The following is a 16,128-nucleotide window of genomic DNA, read 5'->3' on the forward strand; positions in this document are numbered from 1 at the left end:
GTCTCCGGCCGCGCGTCGCGGCGGCGATCACCGCGACCCCGGCCCCGGTTCGAGGAGCTCCGCGTACGCGCCCATGGCGAGCGCGATGTCGGCCTGCGCCCAGAAGCGGTGGTAGGTGAACTGCGGCGCCGCACCTCCGGCCAGATAGGCCTCGACCTTCGGCCAGTCCGGGTCGTCGCGGTAGAAGGAGCGGATGGAGGTGAAGTCCGATCCGGAGTTGATGGAGTCGCCGTTCGGCATGGTGCCGGTCCAGCCGTTCGGGACGTACACCCCGTCGTCGAACCGGTTGTAGTCGGCGCGCGTCTCGGGCACGGCGATGCCCAGGGGGTCCTGGTGGTGCTTCCACATGCCGTCCAGGAGCGCCTTGGCCGTGGTGGCGGCCTGGGTGTGGTGGGTGGCGGCGGCGTAGTACGTGAGGGTCTTGGCGTAGGCGGCGGCCACACCCACGTCGTTCGTGCGGTCGACGACCGTGACGTGAAGTCCCGTGTTGGCGCCGGGGTTTGACGGGACCCAGGGGTAGCCGTTCCTGCCGCCGTGCTCGAACTCGTCGCGGGTGGGGTGCGGGACGGTCTCCCAGACCGACTCCTGGGGGCCGCGCTGGAAGGTGTTGATGTGGACGGGGCCCGCGGCGTCGCCGCCGTAGCCGTAGACGTTGTCGACGTCCTGGAGCCAGTGCATGCCGTAGATGTCGTCGCTGCCGTAGGCGCTCTTCAGCTCGGCGGCGATCGGGTCGGCGCCGGCCTGGACGGCGGGGTCGAGCCGGGCGGGGTACTGGGACGGCTGGTCGTGTTCGGGGGCGTACGTGGCTGGTTTCGCGTCATTGTAGAAACTGTTCGTCGGCTGGTCGGCGTGGGTCGGGATCATGAATTTCTCCATGGCTTCCCAGGCCGAGTTGAAACGTGTCCAGTCGCCGCTGACCTTGCCGTACATGGCCTGCAGCCAGAGAAGATAGCTGTATGCCTCGGATGTCGTCTCGTGCCCGTGGTCCGGGGCTTCGACAATGAGGGTTTCGACGGAGTGGTAGGGAATACCGTCCGGCGAGAAATAGCCGTTCGCGGAATCGGTGATCTTCGCGTACAGGTCGAGGAAGCGTTGTTCGTACTCGGTGGCGGATGACGCGGCCTGGGCGGTTTGACCTGCAGGGTTGAGCGCCACGATGGCGGGAGCCAGTGCGGCTCCGGCACCCAGGGCCAGTAAGTTGCGACGGCTTATTTCCGGTCTGTAGGGGCCGGAGCGGGGGGAACGGGGGAATGCGGACATGCGGAGATGTCTCCTGACGACTCGATGGGGATGGGCTCCGGTCGGGGAGCCGGGGAACCAGTGGGAGCATCAGCGGAAGCGCCAGTGGGAGCACGAGTGGGAGCGCTCCCAAAATTCAGCTGGACGAGCTCGCTGTCAAGAGCCCGCACAGGAAAGGGAGTTGTCGAATGAATTCGACAGCGACGATCCGGAGATTCTGAGAAACCCGCCAACCTTTCTGTTCTCGGCGGCGACTTCCTGCTAGCTTCCACGGCACCAGTGGGAGCGATTCCGGTTCAATCCGAGGAGTCGCTCATGCCCCGCCCCCCGCGTCTGCTCCGCACCCTGCGCTTGCCCCGCCCCCCGCGTCTGCTCCACCCTCCGCGTCTGCCGCGCGCCTTTGCCGTGCCGGCGGTCGCCGTCCTCATCGCCGCCGGATTCGCGATGCCCTCCGCCGTGCCGACGGCGGGCGCGGCACCCGCCGCGACGGCGCCACCGCCCGTGCTGCACGCCGAGGGCAACCGGCTCGTCGACGCCGAAGGCGCCGCGCACCGGCTGCTCGGAGTCAACCGCTCCGGTGGCGAGTTCGCGTGCGTCCAGGGCTACGGCATCTTCGACGGACCCGTCGACGACGCCGCCATCCGAGCCATCGCCGACTGGAAGGCCAACACCGTACGCATCCCGCTCAACGAGGAGTGCTGGCTGGGAACCGACAACATCGACCCGCGGTACGCGGGTGCCAACTACACATCCGCCATCGAGACGTTGGTCCGGCGCGTCCAGGACCACGGCATGACCCCGATCGTCGAACTGCACTGGTCCCACGGCCAGTACACCGGCAACTCGGCGGGATGCTCGGACGTGCACGCGAGCTGCCAGAAGCCGATGCCGAACGCGCGGTACACCCCGGCGTTCTGGACTTCCGTCGCCGACACCTTCAAGGACGATCCGGCCGTCGTCCTCGACCTCTTCAACGAGCCATACCCGGACCGCGCGACGCCTACCGCCGAGCAGGCCTGGGACTGCTGGCGGGACGGCGGCACCTGCCCCGGCATCGACTACGAGGTCGCCGGCATGCAGGACCTGCTCGACGCGGTCCGCGGCACGGGCGCCGAGAACCTCGTGCTCGCGGCCGGCATCGCGTACTCGAACGATCTCAGCGGCTGGCTCGAGCACGCGCCGACGGACCCGGCGGGCAATCTCGCCGCGGCCTGGCACGTCTACAACTTCAACTCGTGTTCCAACGAAAGCTGTTGGGACGCGCAGCTCGCGCCGGTCGCAGCCCAGGTGCCCCTGGTTGCGGGCGAGATCGGCGAGAACACCTGCTCCCACGGCTTCATCGACTCCGTCATGGAGTGGCTCGACGCCTATCAGGCCTCGTATCTCGGCTGGACCTGGAACACCTGGAACTGCTCGTCGGGGCCCGCACTGATCAGCTCCTACGACGGCACGCCCACCGCGTTCGGCGCGGGCCTTCGCGACCATCTGGCCGCGCTCGACACCTGATTCATCCATCCCCGACCGAAGGGACCACCCCCGCCATGAGCCGTACAACCACCCGGCACCGCAGATCCCGCACCCTCTTCCTCGCCGCACTCGCCACCGTCCTGGCCACCACCGGCGGCACCGCGCTCGCCGTGAGCGGCAGCGACAGCGGCACCGGCGCGACCCGGGCAGCCGCCGCCCGCGTCGACAATCCGTACGCGGGCGCCAAGCCCTATGTGAACCCCGAGTGGTCGGCGAAGGCCGCTGCCGAGCCGGGCGGTAGCGCCATAGCGAACCAGCCCACCGGCGTGTGGCTCGACCGGATCGCCGCGATCGAGGGCGCGGGTGACGCGATGGGCCTGCGCGACCACCTGGACGAAGCGCTCCAACAGGGCGCGGGAGTCATCCAGTTGGTTATCTACAACCTGCCGGGCCGGGACTGTGCCGCGCTCGCATCGAACGGCGAGCTCGGCCCCACCGAGATCGGCAGGTACCAGACCGACTACATCGACCCGATAGCGGCGATCCTCGCCGACTCCAAGTACGCGAACCTGCGCATCGTCACGACCGTCGAGATCGACTCGCTGCCCAACCTCGTCACCAACACCGGTGGCCGCCCCACCGCGACGCCCGAGTGCGACGTGATGAAGGCCAACGGGAATTACGTGAAGGGTGTCGGGTACGCGCTGCGCAAACTCGGCGCCGTGCCGAACGTCTACAACTACGTCGACGCGGGCCACCACGGCTGGATCGGCTGGGACGACAACTTCGCCGCGTCCGCCCAGGTCATGCACCAGGCGGCGACCGCCGACGGTGGCAGCGTCGACAACGTGCACGGCTTCATCACCAACACCGCCAACTACAGTGCCCTGAAGGAGAACAACTTCAAGATCGGCGACACCGTCAACGGCCGGTCGGTCCGCGAGTCCAAGTGGGTCGACTGGAACCGCTCCGTAGACGAACTCTCCTTCGCCCAGTCGTTCCGCAACCAGCTCGTCTCCACCGGCTTCCGGTCCGACATCGGCATGCTGATCGACACCTCCCGCAACGGCTGGGGCGGCTCCGCCCGGCCCGCGGGCCCCGGACCCACCACGGACGTCAACACCTATGTGGAGGGCGGGCGTTACGACCGGCGCATCCACATCGGCAACTGGTGCAACCAGTCGGGTGCGGGCCTCGGTGAACGCCCGACGACGGCGCCGGAGGCCGGCATCGACGCCTACGTGTGGATCAAGCCGCCGGGCGAGTCCGACGGGTCGAGCAAGGAAATCCCGAACGACGAGGGCAAGGGCTTCGACCGCATGTGTGACCCGACCTACGAGGGCAATCCCCGCAACGGCTTCAACCGCTCCGGCGCGCTGCCCGACGCGCCGATCTCCGGGAAGTGGTTCTCGGCGCAGTTCCAGCAGCTCCTGAAGAACGCGTATCCCTCGCTGTAAGCGCCGCCGGTTCGCCACCCGCGGGTTCGCGTGGCTGTTCGCGCAGCTCCCCGCGCCCCGCCGGGGTGCCACCGCGCACCGGTAGCGACCAGGACGTGGACCCGGGCACTCGATGCCCGGGTCCAACCGCGCTCCCGTTCGTGCAAGTTGACCGAGCTCGGCCTCCCCCCAGGAAAGGACCCGCGGCCAGTAGCGCTGCCCGCCCTGGTCCGCGTCGCCGGAACCCCGAGGGGCCCCTCAGGCCGCCGTTAGCGCCGCCAGGGCGCGGTCCATCGCGGCGTTGAAATCTTCCGGCGTCAGCGGCAGCCGGGACTTGACGTCCCGACTCCACTGGTCGGCGAGGACCTCGGCGGAGCCCGCCTCGACACCGCCGAGCGCCGCGTCGGCCAGGTCCGACGGCGCGATCTTGTCCACGGGCCAGCCCGCGGCCATGTCGGTGTCGGCCAGGCCGAGGTGCACCGCTGTCACGAGCGTGCCCTGCTCGGCGAGCTCCAGGCGGACGCCGTTGGTCATGGCCCAGGCGGCGGCCTTGGTCAGGTGGTAGGCATTGGCGCCCTTGCCCCCGAACCACGACATGGCGGAGAGCACGTTGACGATCGCGCCCCCGCCGTTCCTGGCGAGCGCCGGCGCGAACTCCCGGATCATTCCCAGGTGGCCGAACACGTTGGTCTCCAGCTCGTGCCGCACCGCGTTCAGCGAACCGGTCACCAGGTCGGTCCCCGTCTGGATCCCCGCGTTGTTGATGAGCAGCGAGACGTCCGGGGCGGCCTCGGCGGCGGCCCTCACGGATGCGGGATCGGCGATGTCGAGGGGCAGCACCTCGACCCCGGGCAGGTCCACGGTCTCCGGTCGGCGGGCCGTCGCGTAGACCTTGCGGGCGCCTCGTTCGAGCAGGCGCTGGGCGAAGGCGCGGCCCAGGCCGCGGTTGGCTCCGGTGACAAGGGCAACTGAGTTGTTGATGTCCATGCCCGGTACGCTAGGACCTGACGTTGACGTCAGAGGCAAGTGCTGGTCGTCAGGGCCGGGTGAGAGGAAGCACCATGACCGTCACAGAGGCCGCGGCCGGGCGGCTGATCCGCATCGGCGAGGTGGCACGGGGTGCGGGCGTCTCGGTGCGCGCCGTGCGCTACTACGAGCAGCAGGGGATGCTCATCGCGGAGCGCAGCCCATCCGGCCAGCGCCTCTACCGACAGGACGCCATCCCCCTGGTCCGCTTCTTCCAGCAGATGTTCGCCGCCGGCCTGACCAGCCGAAGGATCACGGAACTCCTTCCGTGCTGGGACTCCGGGCACACCGACGCCGAGCAACGAGCCATGCTGCACGCCGAGCGCGACCGCATCCAGGCCAAGGTCGACGACCTGCAGGCCGCCCTGGACCGCCTCGACGAGGTCATCGCGATCACGGCCACGCACCCGTAGGCACAGTCGGCACCCGTAGGCACAGTCGGTCGGACGTCGCACCAGCGATCAACGGCGGGAGTATTTGTGCCGCACGCGAGCTCCGTTGGCGAGCACAGGGCCGCCAGAGCCGAAGCTGGCAAACCTCAGTCGTCACACCCGTATCGAGCTCGGCGTTTCAGCCAATTCCCGTCGCAACGCGAGGCCCGAATCACTGAGCTCCCGCGTTCGGAGCCCCGAGGATTCCTGGGTCGAGGGACGACTGGAATCGAGCACGTTCGATTCCCTTGAAGCGTCGTTATGCCGTGCACCGCCGAGCCATCCAGGTGCGGCACGGAACTCTCAGGAGGGATGCAGGTGACTGTGACTGACGCCTCGACCGCTGACAAGGAAGCGCCGCCCCCTCCTCCGCCTGCGGAAATCCGCTACAGCGGCGAATACTCCGTCAACCCGCTCGGCAACGTGTCGTTCACTCTTATGTGCGCCCGCCTGCCGTCCGTGCTGCGCCGCATCTGCCAGATGGCGTGGCAGCTCGATCGCACAGCCGTACTCCTCCTGGTGACCTGCCAACTCGTCACCGGTATCGCCGCCGCTGTCGGCCTGGTGGCGACCGCCCGCGCCATGCGCCCCATCCTCGGCACTGGCACGGTGGTTGACCGTATTCATCAGGCGCTGCCCGCACTGCTCGTCGTGGCCGGTGCGGCGGCACTCGGGCGGCTCTGCAGTGCGCTCGCCTCGTACGCAGGCCGCCGCCTTACCCCGCCACTGACGACCTACGCAGACACCTCGCTGGTCGAAGCGGTGTGCCGAGTCGAAGCCGCCGCCTACGCCCAGGACGGCTTCGCCGACCGGCAGGAAGCCGCCGAGATGGGCGTCACCCGCACGCACGTGATGGTGACCGACGCACAGCGATTCATGGCAGCTCTCATCACCATGGTGGCAGCGAGCGGAGTCCTGTCCGTGCTGCACTGGGCGATGTTGCCCCTGCTCCTCCTCGCGGTGCTGCCCGCCGGAGTCGGAGCGGTTCTCACCGCTCGAGTCGACTACGAGATGCACTACGCGAACGTGTCGGACCGCAACGTGCGCCACATGATGCGCTGGTGGGCCACCACGCCCAAGCACGGCGACGAGGTCCGCGCCAACGGCATGACGGGCTACTTGCTGTTCTGGTACGGCTCGCTGTCCGAGCGAATCGACCGCCGCCTTCTTGCCGTGGCCCCACGGACCTTGCGCATCACCCTGCTGTCCGCGACGGCCGGCGGCGCCTTCCTGCTCTTGACCTGGGCCGCCCTGGCCTGGCTGGCCACCACCGGCCGTATCGAACTCGCCGTGGCCGCAACCGCCGTCATCGCCGTGCAGACCACGCTGGCCGCGCTCTCCCAGGTCGTCATCAACGGGGCCGCTCTGTTCCACACCAGCCTCTATCTCACCGACATGCAGGCGTTCCTCGACGACGCCGCCGAGCGGGCCCCACACCGCGGCGATCTGCCCGCGACCACGACCGTCGAAGAGGTCCGGATGGACAACGTGGTCTACCAGTACCCCGGCAAGGACCGCCCGGCCGTGGACGGCGTCTCCCTCTCGCTGCGACGCGGCGAAATCCTGGCCATCGTCGGCGAGAACGGCAGCGGCAAGTCCACTCTCCTGCGTCTGATCACCGGCATCTATCTCGCGGACAAGGGACGCGTGCTGTGGAACGGAGCAGACCTCGCCACCGTCGACCAGGAAACGGTCTGGGCGCGGACGGGACTCGTGCCGCAACTCTTCGCCCAATGGCCCCTGCGCGTCCGCGAGAACGTCACGCTCGGACAGCCCCGCACCCACGACGACACGGCCGTATGGGAAGCGATCGACGCCGTCGGCATGCGCGAGGCAGTCGAGGCGCTGCCCGACGGCATTGACACGCTGCTGGCCCGTGAAGTCTTCGGCGGCGCCGAACTCTCCGGCGGACAGTGGCAGCGCCTGGCATGCTCCCGCGCGATCTACCGGCGTCCTGAACTGCTCATCCTGGATGAGCCGACCTCACAGATGGACGCCAGGGGCGAACACCAGATTTTCGAGAAGATCAAGCGCGGCGCCTGCGACCGCATCACGATCGTGGTCACGCATCAACTGGAGAACACCCGCCTCGCCGACCGCATCCTCGTCATGGACAAAGGCCGGGTCATCGACCAGGGCACGTACGAGGAACTGGCCGCCGCCGAGGGCCTGTTCGCGGAACTTGTCGCCCTGTCCAAGGACCGGTGAGCCTTCTGCACCCCTTCACCACCGCTAGATCGGCCCCGGCTGCCAGGCGGTGATCAAGGACGCCGACGGCGGCCTACGGGGGCCTCAGCCCAACCGGATCACGTTCCATGACAGCGGCTCCAGGACGGCGCGCAACGTGCCGTCCTGGAGTGCGGTCCCGGTGGCTGCGTGCGGTGCCACGCGCTCCGGGTCCGCGAGGGTGTTCCGGGCTTCCGGGTCCGCGTCGGAGAGGACGCTGTGCTCGATGATGCTCTGCAACTCAAGCCCGTGGAGCGCGACTTCGAGCGGCAGCGGCTCGCTCTGGCTGCGGTTGACCGCGAACACGGTGACGGTGCCGTCCTCGGCTCGCACCGCCGTCGCGTGCAGCAGGGAGACCTCGCCGAACTTCGGCGTCCGATGCGCGGGTGAGTCCACGCGTACGTCGAGGACCTGGCCGCGGCCGTGCCGCGAGGCCTGCGCGAAGGGGAAGAAGGTGGTCTGCCGCCAGGCCGGGCCGCCCGGCTCGGTCAGGATCGGCGCGATGACGTTGACCAGCTGGGCCAGACAGGCGATCGCGACGCGGTCGGCGTGCCGCAGGAGGGCGATCAGGAGCGAGCCGACGACGACCGCGTCGGTGACGGTGTAGTTGTCCTCCAGAAGGCGCGGGGCCTCGGGCCAGTCGCGCGGGCTGTCCTCGGTCTCGGGGTGCGGCCGGGACTGGTACCAGACGTTCCACTCGTCGAAGGACAGGTTGATCTTCTTCTTGGACTTCAGGCGTGCGCCCACGTGGTCGCAGGTGGCGACGACGTTCTCGATGAAGGACTCCATGTCGACGGCGGAGGCGAGGAAGGAATCCCGGTCGCCGTCGGTCTCCTCGTAGTAGGCGTGCAGGGAGATGTGGTCGACAAGGTCGTAGGTCTCGGCCAGGACGGTGGCTTCCCACGCGGCGAAGGTCTCCATGGACTGGCCGGAGCTGCCGCAGGCGACCAGCTCCACTTCCGGGTCGACCTGGCGCATCGCACGCGCGGTCTCGGCGGCCAGGCGCCCGTACTCCTCGGCGGTCTTGTGGCCGGTCTGCCACGGACCGTCCATCTCGTTGCCCAGGCACCACATGCGGATGCCGAACGGGTTCTTGTCGCCGTGCGCGGCACGCAGGTCCGACCACGCGGTGCCGGCGGGGTGGTTGGCGTACTCCTGGAGTTCCAGGGCCTGTTCGACGCCTCGCGTGCCCAGGTTCACCGCCATCATCGGTTCGGCCCGAGGGCCGATCTTGCGCAGGAAGGCGATGTACTCGCGGAGCCCGAAGCGGTTGGTCTCCGTGGAGTGCCAGGCGAGGTCGAGGCGGCGCGGGCGCTCGTCGGCGGGGCCGACGGAGTCCTCCCACTTGTATCCCGAGACGAAGTTCCCGCCGGGGTAGCGCACCGCGGTCACGCCGAGCTCGCGGATCAGTCCGAGCACGTCGGTACGCAGCCCCGCCTCGTCGGCCGAGGGGTGGCCCGGTTCGTATATGCCGGTGTAGACGCAGCGGCCGAGGTGCTCGACGAAGGAGCCGAAGAGCCGGGGGTCGACATCGCCCACGGCGAAGGCGGGGTCGAGGGTGAAGCGGGCGGTGCGGGGGGCCATGGAGAACCTTTCGGCGTGCGATGGGCGGTGGTCACTGTCCGGCCAGGCCGGTGTGGGCCACGCCGCTGACGATCTGGCGCTGGAAGAAGACGAAGACGACGATCAGGGGCAGGCCCGCCATGAGGCCGCCGGCCATCAGCTGCGCCCACTGGATTCCGTAGGAGTTCATGACGGTCGCGATGCCGTTCGGCATCGTCATCAGGTCGGGGTTGTTGGTCACCATGTACGGCCACAGGAAGTTGTTCCAGGACGCGATGAACGTGAAGATCCCGACGGCCGAGAGCGAGGGCCTGGACAGCGGCAGGACGATCGTGAAGAAGACCCGCCAGCGTCCGGCGCCGTCGATGTACGCGGCCTCCTCCAGCTCGTGCGGGATCGCCTGGAAGAACTTGTAGAGGATGTAGACCATCGCGGCGGGCGCGCACTGCGGCAGGATCATGCCCCAGTAGGTGTCGACCATCCCCATGGCCTGGACGGTCGTGAAGAGCGGGACGCCGAGCACCGCGGGCGACACCATCAGGCCCGCCATCACCAGGCCGAGCAGCACGTTCTTGCCCCGGAACTCGGTGCGCGCGAAGCCGTACCCGGCGAGCGCGCTGACGAGGACCACGATGAAGGTGACGCAGACCGAGACGACGACCGAGTTCACGAACCAGTCGGTGATGTTGCCGCTGTCGAAGAGCGCCTTCCACGCCTGGCCCGTCCACTCGTCCGGCACCCAGTGGGTGGGCACCTCGACGGCCTCGGTCTCCGACTTCAGGGACGTGAACAGGGCCCACAGCAGGGGCGTCATCCACAGTGCGGAGACGAGGACGCCGAGCGAGGTGAGCACGATCTGGCTCGGGGTCCACTTCTTCTTCGGGCTCTTGGGGGTGTTCTTCCGTACGACGACGGCCGTGCTCATCGCACGCCCTCCTCACGCTTGCGCAGAAGCCACATCCGGCCGAGGGCGATGGCCGCGATGAGCACGAAGAAGATGATGGAGATCGCCGAGGCGTAGCCCACGCGGTAGGCGGTGAAGCCTTCTTCGAGGGTGTACTGGACGAAGGTCCGGGTGCTTTCCTCGGGACCCGGCCCGAAGTCCTGCATCACCACGGCCTGGTCGAAGACCTGGAGCGAGGCGAGTATCTGGAGAGTGATCACGAGGCCGGTGATGTTGCGCAGCATCGGCAGGGTGATGTGCACCGTCCGCTGCCAGGCGCCCGCCCCGTCGAGCTCGGCTGCCTCGTACAGATGCTTCGGGATGTTCTGCAGCGCCGCCAGGAAGAGCAGGAAGCTGAAGCCGACCGTCCACCACAGCGTGGTGATCACGACGGCGAGCAGGGCGGTGGACTTCTGGGTCAGCCAGGGTGTGTCGAGGCCGAAGACGTGGTTGATCATTCCGGTGGCCGGGTTGAACAGCCACTGCCACAGGTTTCCCGCGACCGTCGACGGCAGCAGGAAGGGGGCGAAGAAGCACAGCCGCCACAGCCATTTCGCGCGCTCGATGTGGTGGGCGAGCATCGCGAGGAGGAACGCGAGGACGACGATGCAGGGCACCACGAGCAGGGTGAAGTACGCACTGTGACCGAGGGAGTCCCACAGGAGCGGACTGTCGAGGGCCTCGCGGTAGTTGTCGAGGCCCACGAAGCGTGCGCCCGTGCCGGAGATGTTGGCGTCGGTGAAGCTCAGCCACAGGCCGCGGCCGATCGGGAGCAGCACGAACAGCGCGAACAGGGTCAGGAACGGGGCGACGAACCAGCCGCCGTGCTGCAGACGACGGGTCAGCCGGGCCCGCAGCGAATCGGCGTCCGCCGCCCGGGCGGACCGTACGGCCGCCGGTGCGAGGGCGGGGTCGGCGGCGGTGTCGGCGGCGGCGTCGACGGCACTCATGCGGCGGTCCCTCCCTCGGTGGCGGAGCGGCCCTGCATCGGGTTCCTCATCGCGACCAGCTGCTCGAGTACGTCCTTCATGCGGCGGGCCGTGGCATCGGGCTTGGCGGAGCCGACGTTCGAGGAGGCGATGACAGGCCCGATGCGCTGGGCGAGGAGGCCGGTGGAACCGGCGAACCAGGCCGACGGTTCGACCGCCATGTGATCCATCGCCGAGACGTACTCGGACTGCGGCTCGAGCGACAGATACGTCTTGTCGTCAAGGGTCGGCAGGTAGGCGGGGATGTGGCCGCCGCGGGCCCAGGCCGTGGCGTTCTTGACGACGTACGCGGCCAGTTGGTGCGCGCCCTGGTCGGCGGCGCCGCCGCGCTGCGACTGGTGCGGCAGGACGAAGCAGTGCGACTCGGTGTGGGTGGCGGGCTTGCCGAAGACGGGCGGCAGCGGGGTCGCGCCGTATTCGAGCTTCGCGCCGCTGAAGACGGGCACGGACCAGTTGCCCTCCCAGGTGAAGGCGGAGCCGTTCACGAAGGCCTCGGCGTCGGCGATGCCGATCGCGGTGGAGTATCCGTCGGTCAGGTGCCGGCGCAGGAACTCCAGGACCTGCGTGGCCTTGTCGGTGTCGAGGGTGACGTCACGGCCGTCGGCGCTGAGACAGGTGCCGCCGAGCTGGGTGTAGAAGGAGAGGAAGAACCACCAGGAGAAGTTCGGTTCGTCGGCCTTGATGCCGATGGTGTGGACGTCGCCCTTGACGGCCTTCTTGGCGGCCTTGAGCGCCTTGAACCAGTCCTCGGGCGAGGTGACCTCGGCCAGATCGCCGCCCGCGTCGAGCAGTCCCGCCTGCTCGCACACGTCCCTGCGGTAGAAGCAGAGCTGGGCGTGGATGTCGAGGGGGAGGCCGAACAGCTCTCCGTCGACGACGGCGCGCTTCCACAGCACCGGGTCGAAGTCCGCTTCGCGCACACCGTACTTGGCGAGCAGCCGCACATCCCAGGGATCGAGTAGCTGTCCGGGAGCGAAGCCGGGTATCCGGCCCAGGTGCATCACCGCGAGGTCGGGGGCGCGGTTCCCCGAGGCGGCCATCGCGAGCTTGGTGTAGTACGGGTTCCCCCACTGGAGGGTCGAGTCCTTGACTTCGACCCCGGGGTTCGCGGCGCGGAAGGCGTCAAGCATCGCGATCATGTTGGCGCCGTCGCCGCCGGAGAACAGATTCCAGTAGCGGACCCGTACGTCCGCGTCCGACGCGATCGCGGAGGCGCTGCGGTTCGCGGCGGCGAGTCCGAAGCTGCCCGCGACGGCGAGCGCTCCGATGGAGCCGAGCACACCTCGTCGGCTCGGGAGGGGTGGTGACATTGCGGCTCACTTCTGTTCGATATTTCGAATGCTGCTCGCAACTTCGAACGGGACCGTAAGGTCGAACGCGGGGCACGTCAACGCTTCGGACAAGGTCGGAGGTGAAGTCCCGTGAATTTCACGGCTGTTGTTCGACATCACGAACCTCAGGGCGCACCTCGGCCGCTTCCTGCGCCATGCGTTGACGCGCCGCTCCTCGTTGCCTAAGTTGCCGTTCGACCCACTGATCAGCGTTCGAAATACCGCACATCCGTCGCACAAGACTGGGGTACGTACGCATGGCACGCAGACGATGGAGGCTCGGGCTCACCCTGGGGGCCCTGCTCGCCGGAACGCTCGCCGCGGGACCCACCACCGCGGCCGAACCCACCGACTACACCATCGACGTCGACACGACCCGCACCGGCGCGAAGATCGACGACTCGATGTACGGCGTCTTCTACGAGGACATCAACCGCGCGGCGGACGGCGGCCTCTACGCCGAGCTCGTCCAGAACCGCTCCTTCGAGTACTCCACCGCCGACAACGCCGCCTACAGGCCTCTGACTTCATGGGACACGTCGGGACCTGCCGAGGTGGTGAACGACGCCGGCCGCCTCACCACCCGCAACCGCAACTACCTCTCCCTGCACGGTGGTTCGTCTGTCACCAACACCGGCTACAACACCGGCATCGCGGTCACCAAGGGCAAGCGCTACGACTTCTCGGCCTGGGCCCGGACGAGCGGTCCGGGAGGCAGCGGGTCGGACAAGGCCCCCCTGACCCTCGCCCTGCGTGACGCCTCCGGCGAACTGGCCCCGGTCCGCCGCGTCACCGCGCGCGGCGGCTGGGCGAAGTACAGGGCCACGTTCACCGCGCGACGCACCTCCGCCACGGGCCGGCTCACGGTCGCCTCGGACACCGCCGTCGCGCTCGACGAGATATCACTCTTCCCGCGCGACACGTACAAGGGCCGTGCGAACGGCCTGCGCAAGGACCTCGCCGAGAAGATCGCCGACCTGGACCCCGGCTTCCTGCGCTTCCCCGGCGGCTGCCTGGTCAACACCGGCTCCCACGAGGCGTACGAGGAGAAGTCCGGCTGGCAGCGCAAGCGCTCCTACCAGTGGAAGGACACCATCGGGCCCGTCGAACAGCGCGCCACAAACGCCAACTTCTGGGGCTATAACCAGAGTTACGGACTCGGCTACTACGAGTACTTCCAGTTCGCCGAGGACACCGGCGCCATGCCGCTGCCCGTCGTGCCCGCCCTGGTGACGGGCTGCGGCCAGAACAAGGCCACCGACGATCCGGCCCTCCTCAAGCGGTACATCCAGGACACCCTGGACCTCATCGAGTTCGCCAACGGCCCGGCGACCAGCGAATGGGGAAAGAAGCGAGCGGCGATGGGCCACTCGAAGCCCTTCGGCCTCACCCACCTCGAGGTCGGGAACGAGGAGAACCTGCCGGAGGAGTTCTTCGCCCGCTTCAAGGAGTTCCGGGCGGCCATCGAGGCGAAGTACCCGGACATCACCGTCATCTCCAACTCGGGCCCCGACGACAGCGGTTCGACCTTCGACAAGGCCTGGCAGCTCAACCGCGACGCGGGTGTGGCCATGGTCGACGAGCACTACTACAACAGCCCGCAGTGGTTCCTGGAGAACAACGACCGCTACGACTCGTATGACCGGCAGGGCCCGAAGGTCTTCCTCGGCGAGTACGCCTCGCAGGGCAACAAGTTCTCCAACGCCCTGTCCGAAGCGGCGTTCATGACGGGCCTTGAACGCAACGCCGACGTCGTCAAGCTCGCCTCGTACGCCCCGCTGCTCGCCAACGAGGACTACGTGCAGTGGAAGCCGAACATGATCTGGTACGACAACGACCAGTCATGGGGCTCGGCCAACTACGAGACGCAGAAGCTCTTCATGCGCAACACCGGCGACGAGGTCGTGCCGTCCACGGCCTCCGACACCCCCGCCGCCTCCGGCCCCATCACCGGCGCCGTCGGCCTTTCCACGTGGGCGACCAGCGCAGCGTACGACGACGTGAAGGTCACCGGGCAGGACGGCGAGACGCTGCTCAGCGACGACTTCTCCGGTGGCGACGGCCGGTGGAACAAGGCGGCGGGCAAGGGCACCTGGACCGTCCGGGACGGTGCGTACGTCCAGTCCGACGAGGCCGCGGAGAACACCCTGGTCACGGCGGGCGACAAGAGCTGGCAGAACTACGACCTGAACGTGAAGGCCACCAAGCAGTCCGGCAAGGAGGGCTTCATGGTCGCCTTCGGGGTGCAGGACACCGGCAACCACTACTGGTGGAACCTGGGCGGCTGGAACAACACCCAGTCGGCCGTCGAGAAGAGCGTCGACGGCGCGAAGCAGACCATGGTCCAGGACGCGACGACCATCGAGACGGGCCGCAGCTACGACCTGCGCGTGGAGGTGCGCGGACGCCAGGTGACGCTCTTCCTCGACGGCGAGAAGTGGGGCTCCTTCACGGACGACAAACCCGCCGAGCCGTTCCGCCAGGTCGTCACCCGCGACAAGGCCACCGGTGACCTCATCGTCAAGGTCGTCAACGCGCAGGGCTCGGATGCGCGCACCAAGATCGCCCTGGGATCGGCCGCGAAGGTGAGGCCGCGCGCCGAGGTGACCACACTCGCCGCCGACCCGGCCGCGGAGAACACGAAGGACGCGACGCCGGTCAAGCCGGTGACCTCGACGTTCCGGGGTGTGTCCGACACGTTCTCCTACACGTTCCCGGCGAACTCGATCACCTTCATGAGGATCAGAACCGGCTGAAGAAGATCCTTTTGCCCGGCGCTCACCTCTGACACAAACGCCATCATGCCTGGTCAAACAGGTAGAGGCAGCCCCTTCGGGGGGTTCGGTTGGCGGGTGGGGACAGGGCAATGACAGGATGAGGACCATGACAATCAAGGCTTATTTCGACATCACCATCGACGGCAAGCCCGAAGGCCGCATCACGTTCAACCTCTTCGACGACGTCGTGCCGAAGACCGTGGAGAACTTCCGCGCGCTCGCCACCGGCGAGCAGGGCTTCGGTTACGCGGGCTCGAAGTTCCACCGCGTCATCCCGGACTTCATGCTCCAGGGCGGCGACTTCACCGCCGGCAACGGCACGGGCGGCAAGAGCATCTACGGCGCGAAGTTCCCCGACGAGAACTTCCAGCTCAAGCACACCAAGCCCGGCCTGCTCTCGATGGCCAACGCCGGCCCCAACTCGAACGGCTCGCAGTTCTTCATCACCACCATCGTCACGAGCTGGCTCGACGGCAAGCACGTGGTCTTCGGTGAGGTCGCGGACGAGGACAGCATGGCCCTCGTCCGGAAGATCGAAAGCTTCGGCTCGCAGTCCGGCGCCACCAAGGCCGAGGTCGCCATCTCCGCCTCGGGCACCCTGTAACACCTTCTGGCACTCCAGCACCTGGTGCATGAGCCCCCGTCCCACCGGGCGGGGGCTCACCCACGCCCGCACAGATGCGGTCGACCTCTCCCCCAC

The 16,128-nt window shown here is 68.2% G+C and carries 11 protein-coding genes and 1 pseudogene; 6 read left to right on the forward strand and 6 right to left on the reverse strand.

The features are described from left to right. Positions 1-27: 27 nt before the first annotated feature. Positions 28-1,185 (reverse strand): annotated as a pseudogene (locus ACZ5WE_RS10310) (glycoside hydrolase family 48 protein); the annotation flags it as partial. A 369-nt stretch (positions 1,186-1,554) separates the two neighbouring features. Here ACZ5WE_RS10310 and ACZ5WE_RS10315 point away from each other — a divergent pair. Together ACZ5WE_RS10315 and ACZ5WE_RS10320 are read left to right on the forward strand one after the other, a co-directional pair. Continuing rightward, on the forward strand, positions 1,555-2,745 hold the full coding sequence (locus tag ACZ5WE_RS10315) for a glycoside hydrolase family 5 protein (RefSeq protein WP_467683915.1): 1,191 nt from the start codon (positions 1,555-1,557) through the stop codon (positions 2,743-2,745). Positions 2,746-2,780: 35 nt separating this feature from the next. Further along, a complete protein-coding gene (locus ACZ5WE_RS10320; protein ID WP_467683913.1) occupies positions 2,781-4,163 on the forward strand; it encodes a glycoside hydrolase family 6 protein in 1,383 nt (460 codons plus the stop codon). A gap of 237 nt (positions 4,164-4,400) precedes the next feature. Here the strand turns inward: ACZ5WE_RS10320 and ACZ5WE_RS10325 are convergent, their stop codons facing one another. Further along, positions 4,401-5,129, reverse strand: coding sequence for an SDR family oxidoreductase (locus tag ACZ5WE_RS10325; RefSeq protein WP_467683911.1), 729 nt, complete (start codon positions 5,127-5,129; stop codon positions 4,401-4,403). Positions 5,130-5,203: 74 nt separating this feature from the next. On the opposite strand from ACZ5WE_RS10325, the gene ACZ5WE_RS10330 reads away from it, so the two are divergent. Further along, entirely contained in the window at positions 5,204-5,581 is a 378-nt protein-coding gene (locus ACZ5WE_RS10330) for a MerR family transcriptional regulator (protein WP_467683909.1), read from the forward strand. Between the two features lie 330 nt (positions 5,582-5,911). Then, entirely contained in the window at positions 5,912-7,807 is a 1,896-nt protein-coding gene (locus ACZ5WE_RS10335; protein WP_467683907.1) for an ATP-binding cassette domain-containing protein, read from the forward strand. An 84-nt stretch (positions 7,808-7,891) separates the two neighbouring features. Here ACZ5WE_RS10335 and arfA read toward each other — a convergent pair whose 3' ends face one another. From arfA to ACZ5WE_RS10355, 4 genes are read right to left on the reverse strand one after another with little or no spacing between them, the layout of a single operon-like run. After that, positions 7,892-9,409 (reverse strand): arabinosylfuranosidase ArfA, encoded by a 1,518-nt coding sequence (arfA, locus tag ACZ5WE_RS10340; RefSeq protein WP_467683905.1) that lies wholly within the window; start codon positions 9,407-9,409, stop codon positions 7,892-7,894. A 31-nt stretch (positions 9,410-9,440) separates the two neighbouring features. Further along, positions 9,441-10,313, reverse strand: a complete 873-nt coding sequence (locus ACZ5WE_RS10345; protein ID WP_467683903.1) for a carbohydrate ABC transporter permease — start codon at positions 10,311-10,313, stop codon at positions 9,441-9,443. Then, on the reverse strand, positions 10,310-11,281 hold the full coding sequence (locus ACZ5WE_RS10350) for a carbohydrate ABC transporter permease (protein ID WP_467683901.1): 972 nt from the start codon (positions 11,279-11,281) through the stop codon (positions 10,310-10,312). The genes ACZ5WE_RS10345 and ACZ5WE_RS10350 overlap by 4 nt, the downstream gene beginning before the upstream one ends. Continuing rightward, on the reverse strand, positions 11,278-12,630 hold the full coding sequence (locus ACZ5WE_RS10355) for an extracellular solute-binding protein (protein WP_467683899.1): 1,353 nt from the start codon (positions 12,628-12,630) through the stop codon (positions 11,278-11,280). Before ACZ5WE_RS10355 ends, ACZ5WE_RS10350 begins: the two co-directional genes overlap by 4 nt. A 278-nt stretch (positions 12,631-12,908) precedes the next feature. Here ACZ5WE_RS10355 and ACZ5WE_RS10360 point away from each other — a divergent pair, with 278 nt between their 5' ends. Both ACZ5WE_RS10360 and ACZ5WE_RS10365 read left to right on the forward strand, forming a co-directional pair. Beyond that, a complete protein-coding gene (locus tag ACZ5WE_RS10360) occupies positions 12,909-15,407 on the forward strand; it encodes an alpha-L-arabinofuranosidase C-terminal domain-containing protein (RefSeq protein WP_467683897.1) in 2,499 nt (832 codons plus the stop codon). Positions 15,408-15,534: 127 nt separating this feature from the next. Beyond that, positions 15,535-16,032 carry a peptidylprolyl isomerase gene (locus ACZ5WE_RS10365; protein ID WP_467683895.1) on the forward strand — a complete coding sequence of 166 codons (498 nt, stop codon included), beginning with the start codon at positions 15,535-15,537 and terminating at the stop codon, positions 16,030-16,032. The last annotated feature ends 96 nt before the right edge of the window (positions 16,033-16,128 follow it).

This window comes from Streptomyces sp. NPDC033180 (genome assembly GCF_055577645.1).

Excerpts from the sequence above, each read along its gene's own strand:
- ACZ5WE_RS10315 (WP_467683915.1), top strand. The coding sequence starts at position 1,555 with ATGCCCCGCCCCCCGCGTCTGCTCCGCACCCTGCGCTTGCCCCGCCCC.
- ACZ5WE_RS10320 (WP_467683913.1), top strand. The coding sequence starts at position 2,781 with ATGAGCCGTACAACCACCCGGCACCGCAGATCCCGCACCCTCTTCCTC.
- ACZ5WE_RS10325 (WP_467683911.1), bottom strand. The coding sequence starts at position 5,129 with ATGGACATCAACAACTCAGTTGCCCTTGTCACCGGAGCCAACCGCGGC.
- ACZ5WE_RS10330 (WP_467683909.1), top strand. The coding sequence starts at position 5,204 with ATGACCGTCACAGAGGCCGCGGCCGGGCGGCTGATCCGCATCGGCGAG.
- ACZ5WE_RS10335 (WP_467683907.1), top strand. The coding sequence starts at position 5,912 with ATGCAGGTGACTGTGACTGACGCCTCGACCGCTGACAAGGAAGCGCCG.
- arfA (WP_467683905.1), bottom strand. The coding sequence starts at position 9,409 with ATGGCCCCCCGCACCGCCCGCTTCACCCTCGACCCCGCCTTCGCCGTG.
- ACZ5WE_RS10345 (WP_467683903.1), bottom strand. The coding sequence starts at position 10,313 with ATGAGCACGGCCGTCGTCGTACGGAAGAACACCCCCAAGAGCCCGAAG.
- ACZ5WE_RS10350 (WP_467683901.1), bottom strand. The coding sequence starts at position 11,281 with ATGAGTGCCGTCGACGCCGCCGCCGACACCGCCGCCGACCCCGCCCTC.
- ACZ5WE_RS10355 (WP_467683899.1), bottom strand. The coding sequence starts at position 12,630 with ATGTCACCACCCCTCCCGAGCCGACGAGGTGTGCTCGGCTCCATCGGA.
- ACZ5WE_RS10360 (WP_467683897.1), top strand. The coding sequence starts at position 12,909 with ATGGCACGCAGACGATGGAGGCTCGGGCTCACCCTGGGGGCCCTGCTC.
- ACZ5WE_RS10365 (WP_467683895.1), top strand. The coding sequence starts at position 15,535 with ATGACAATCAAGGCTTATTTCGACATCACCATCGACGGCAAGCCCGAA.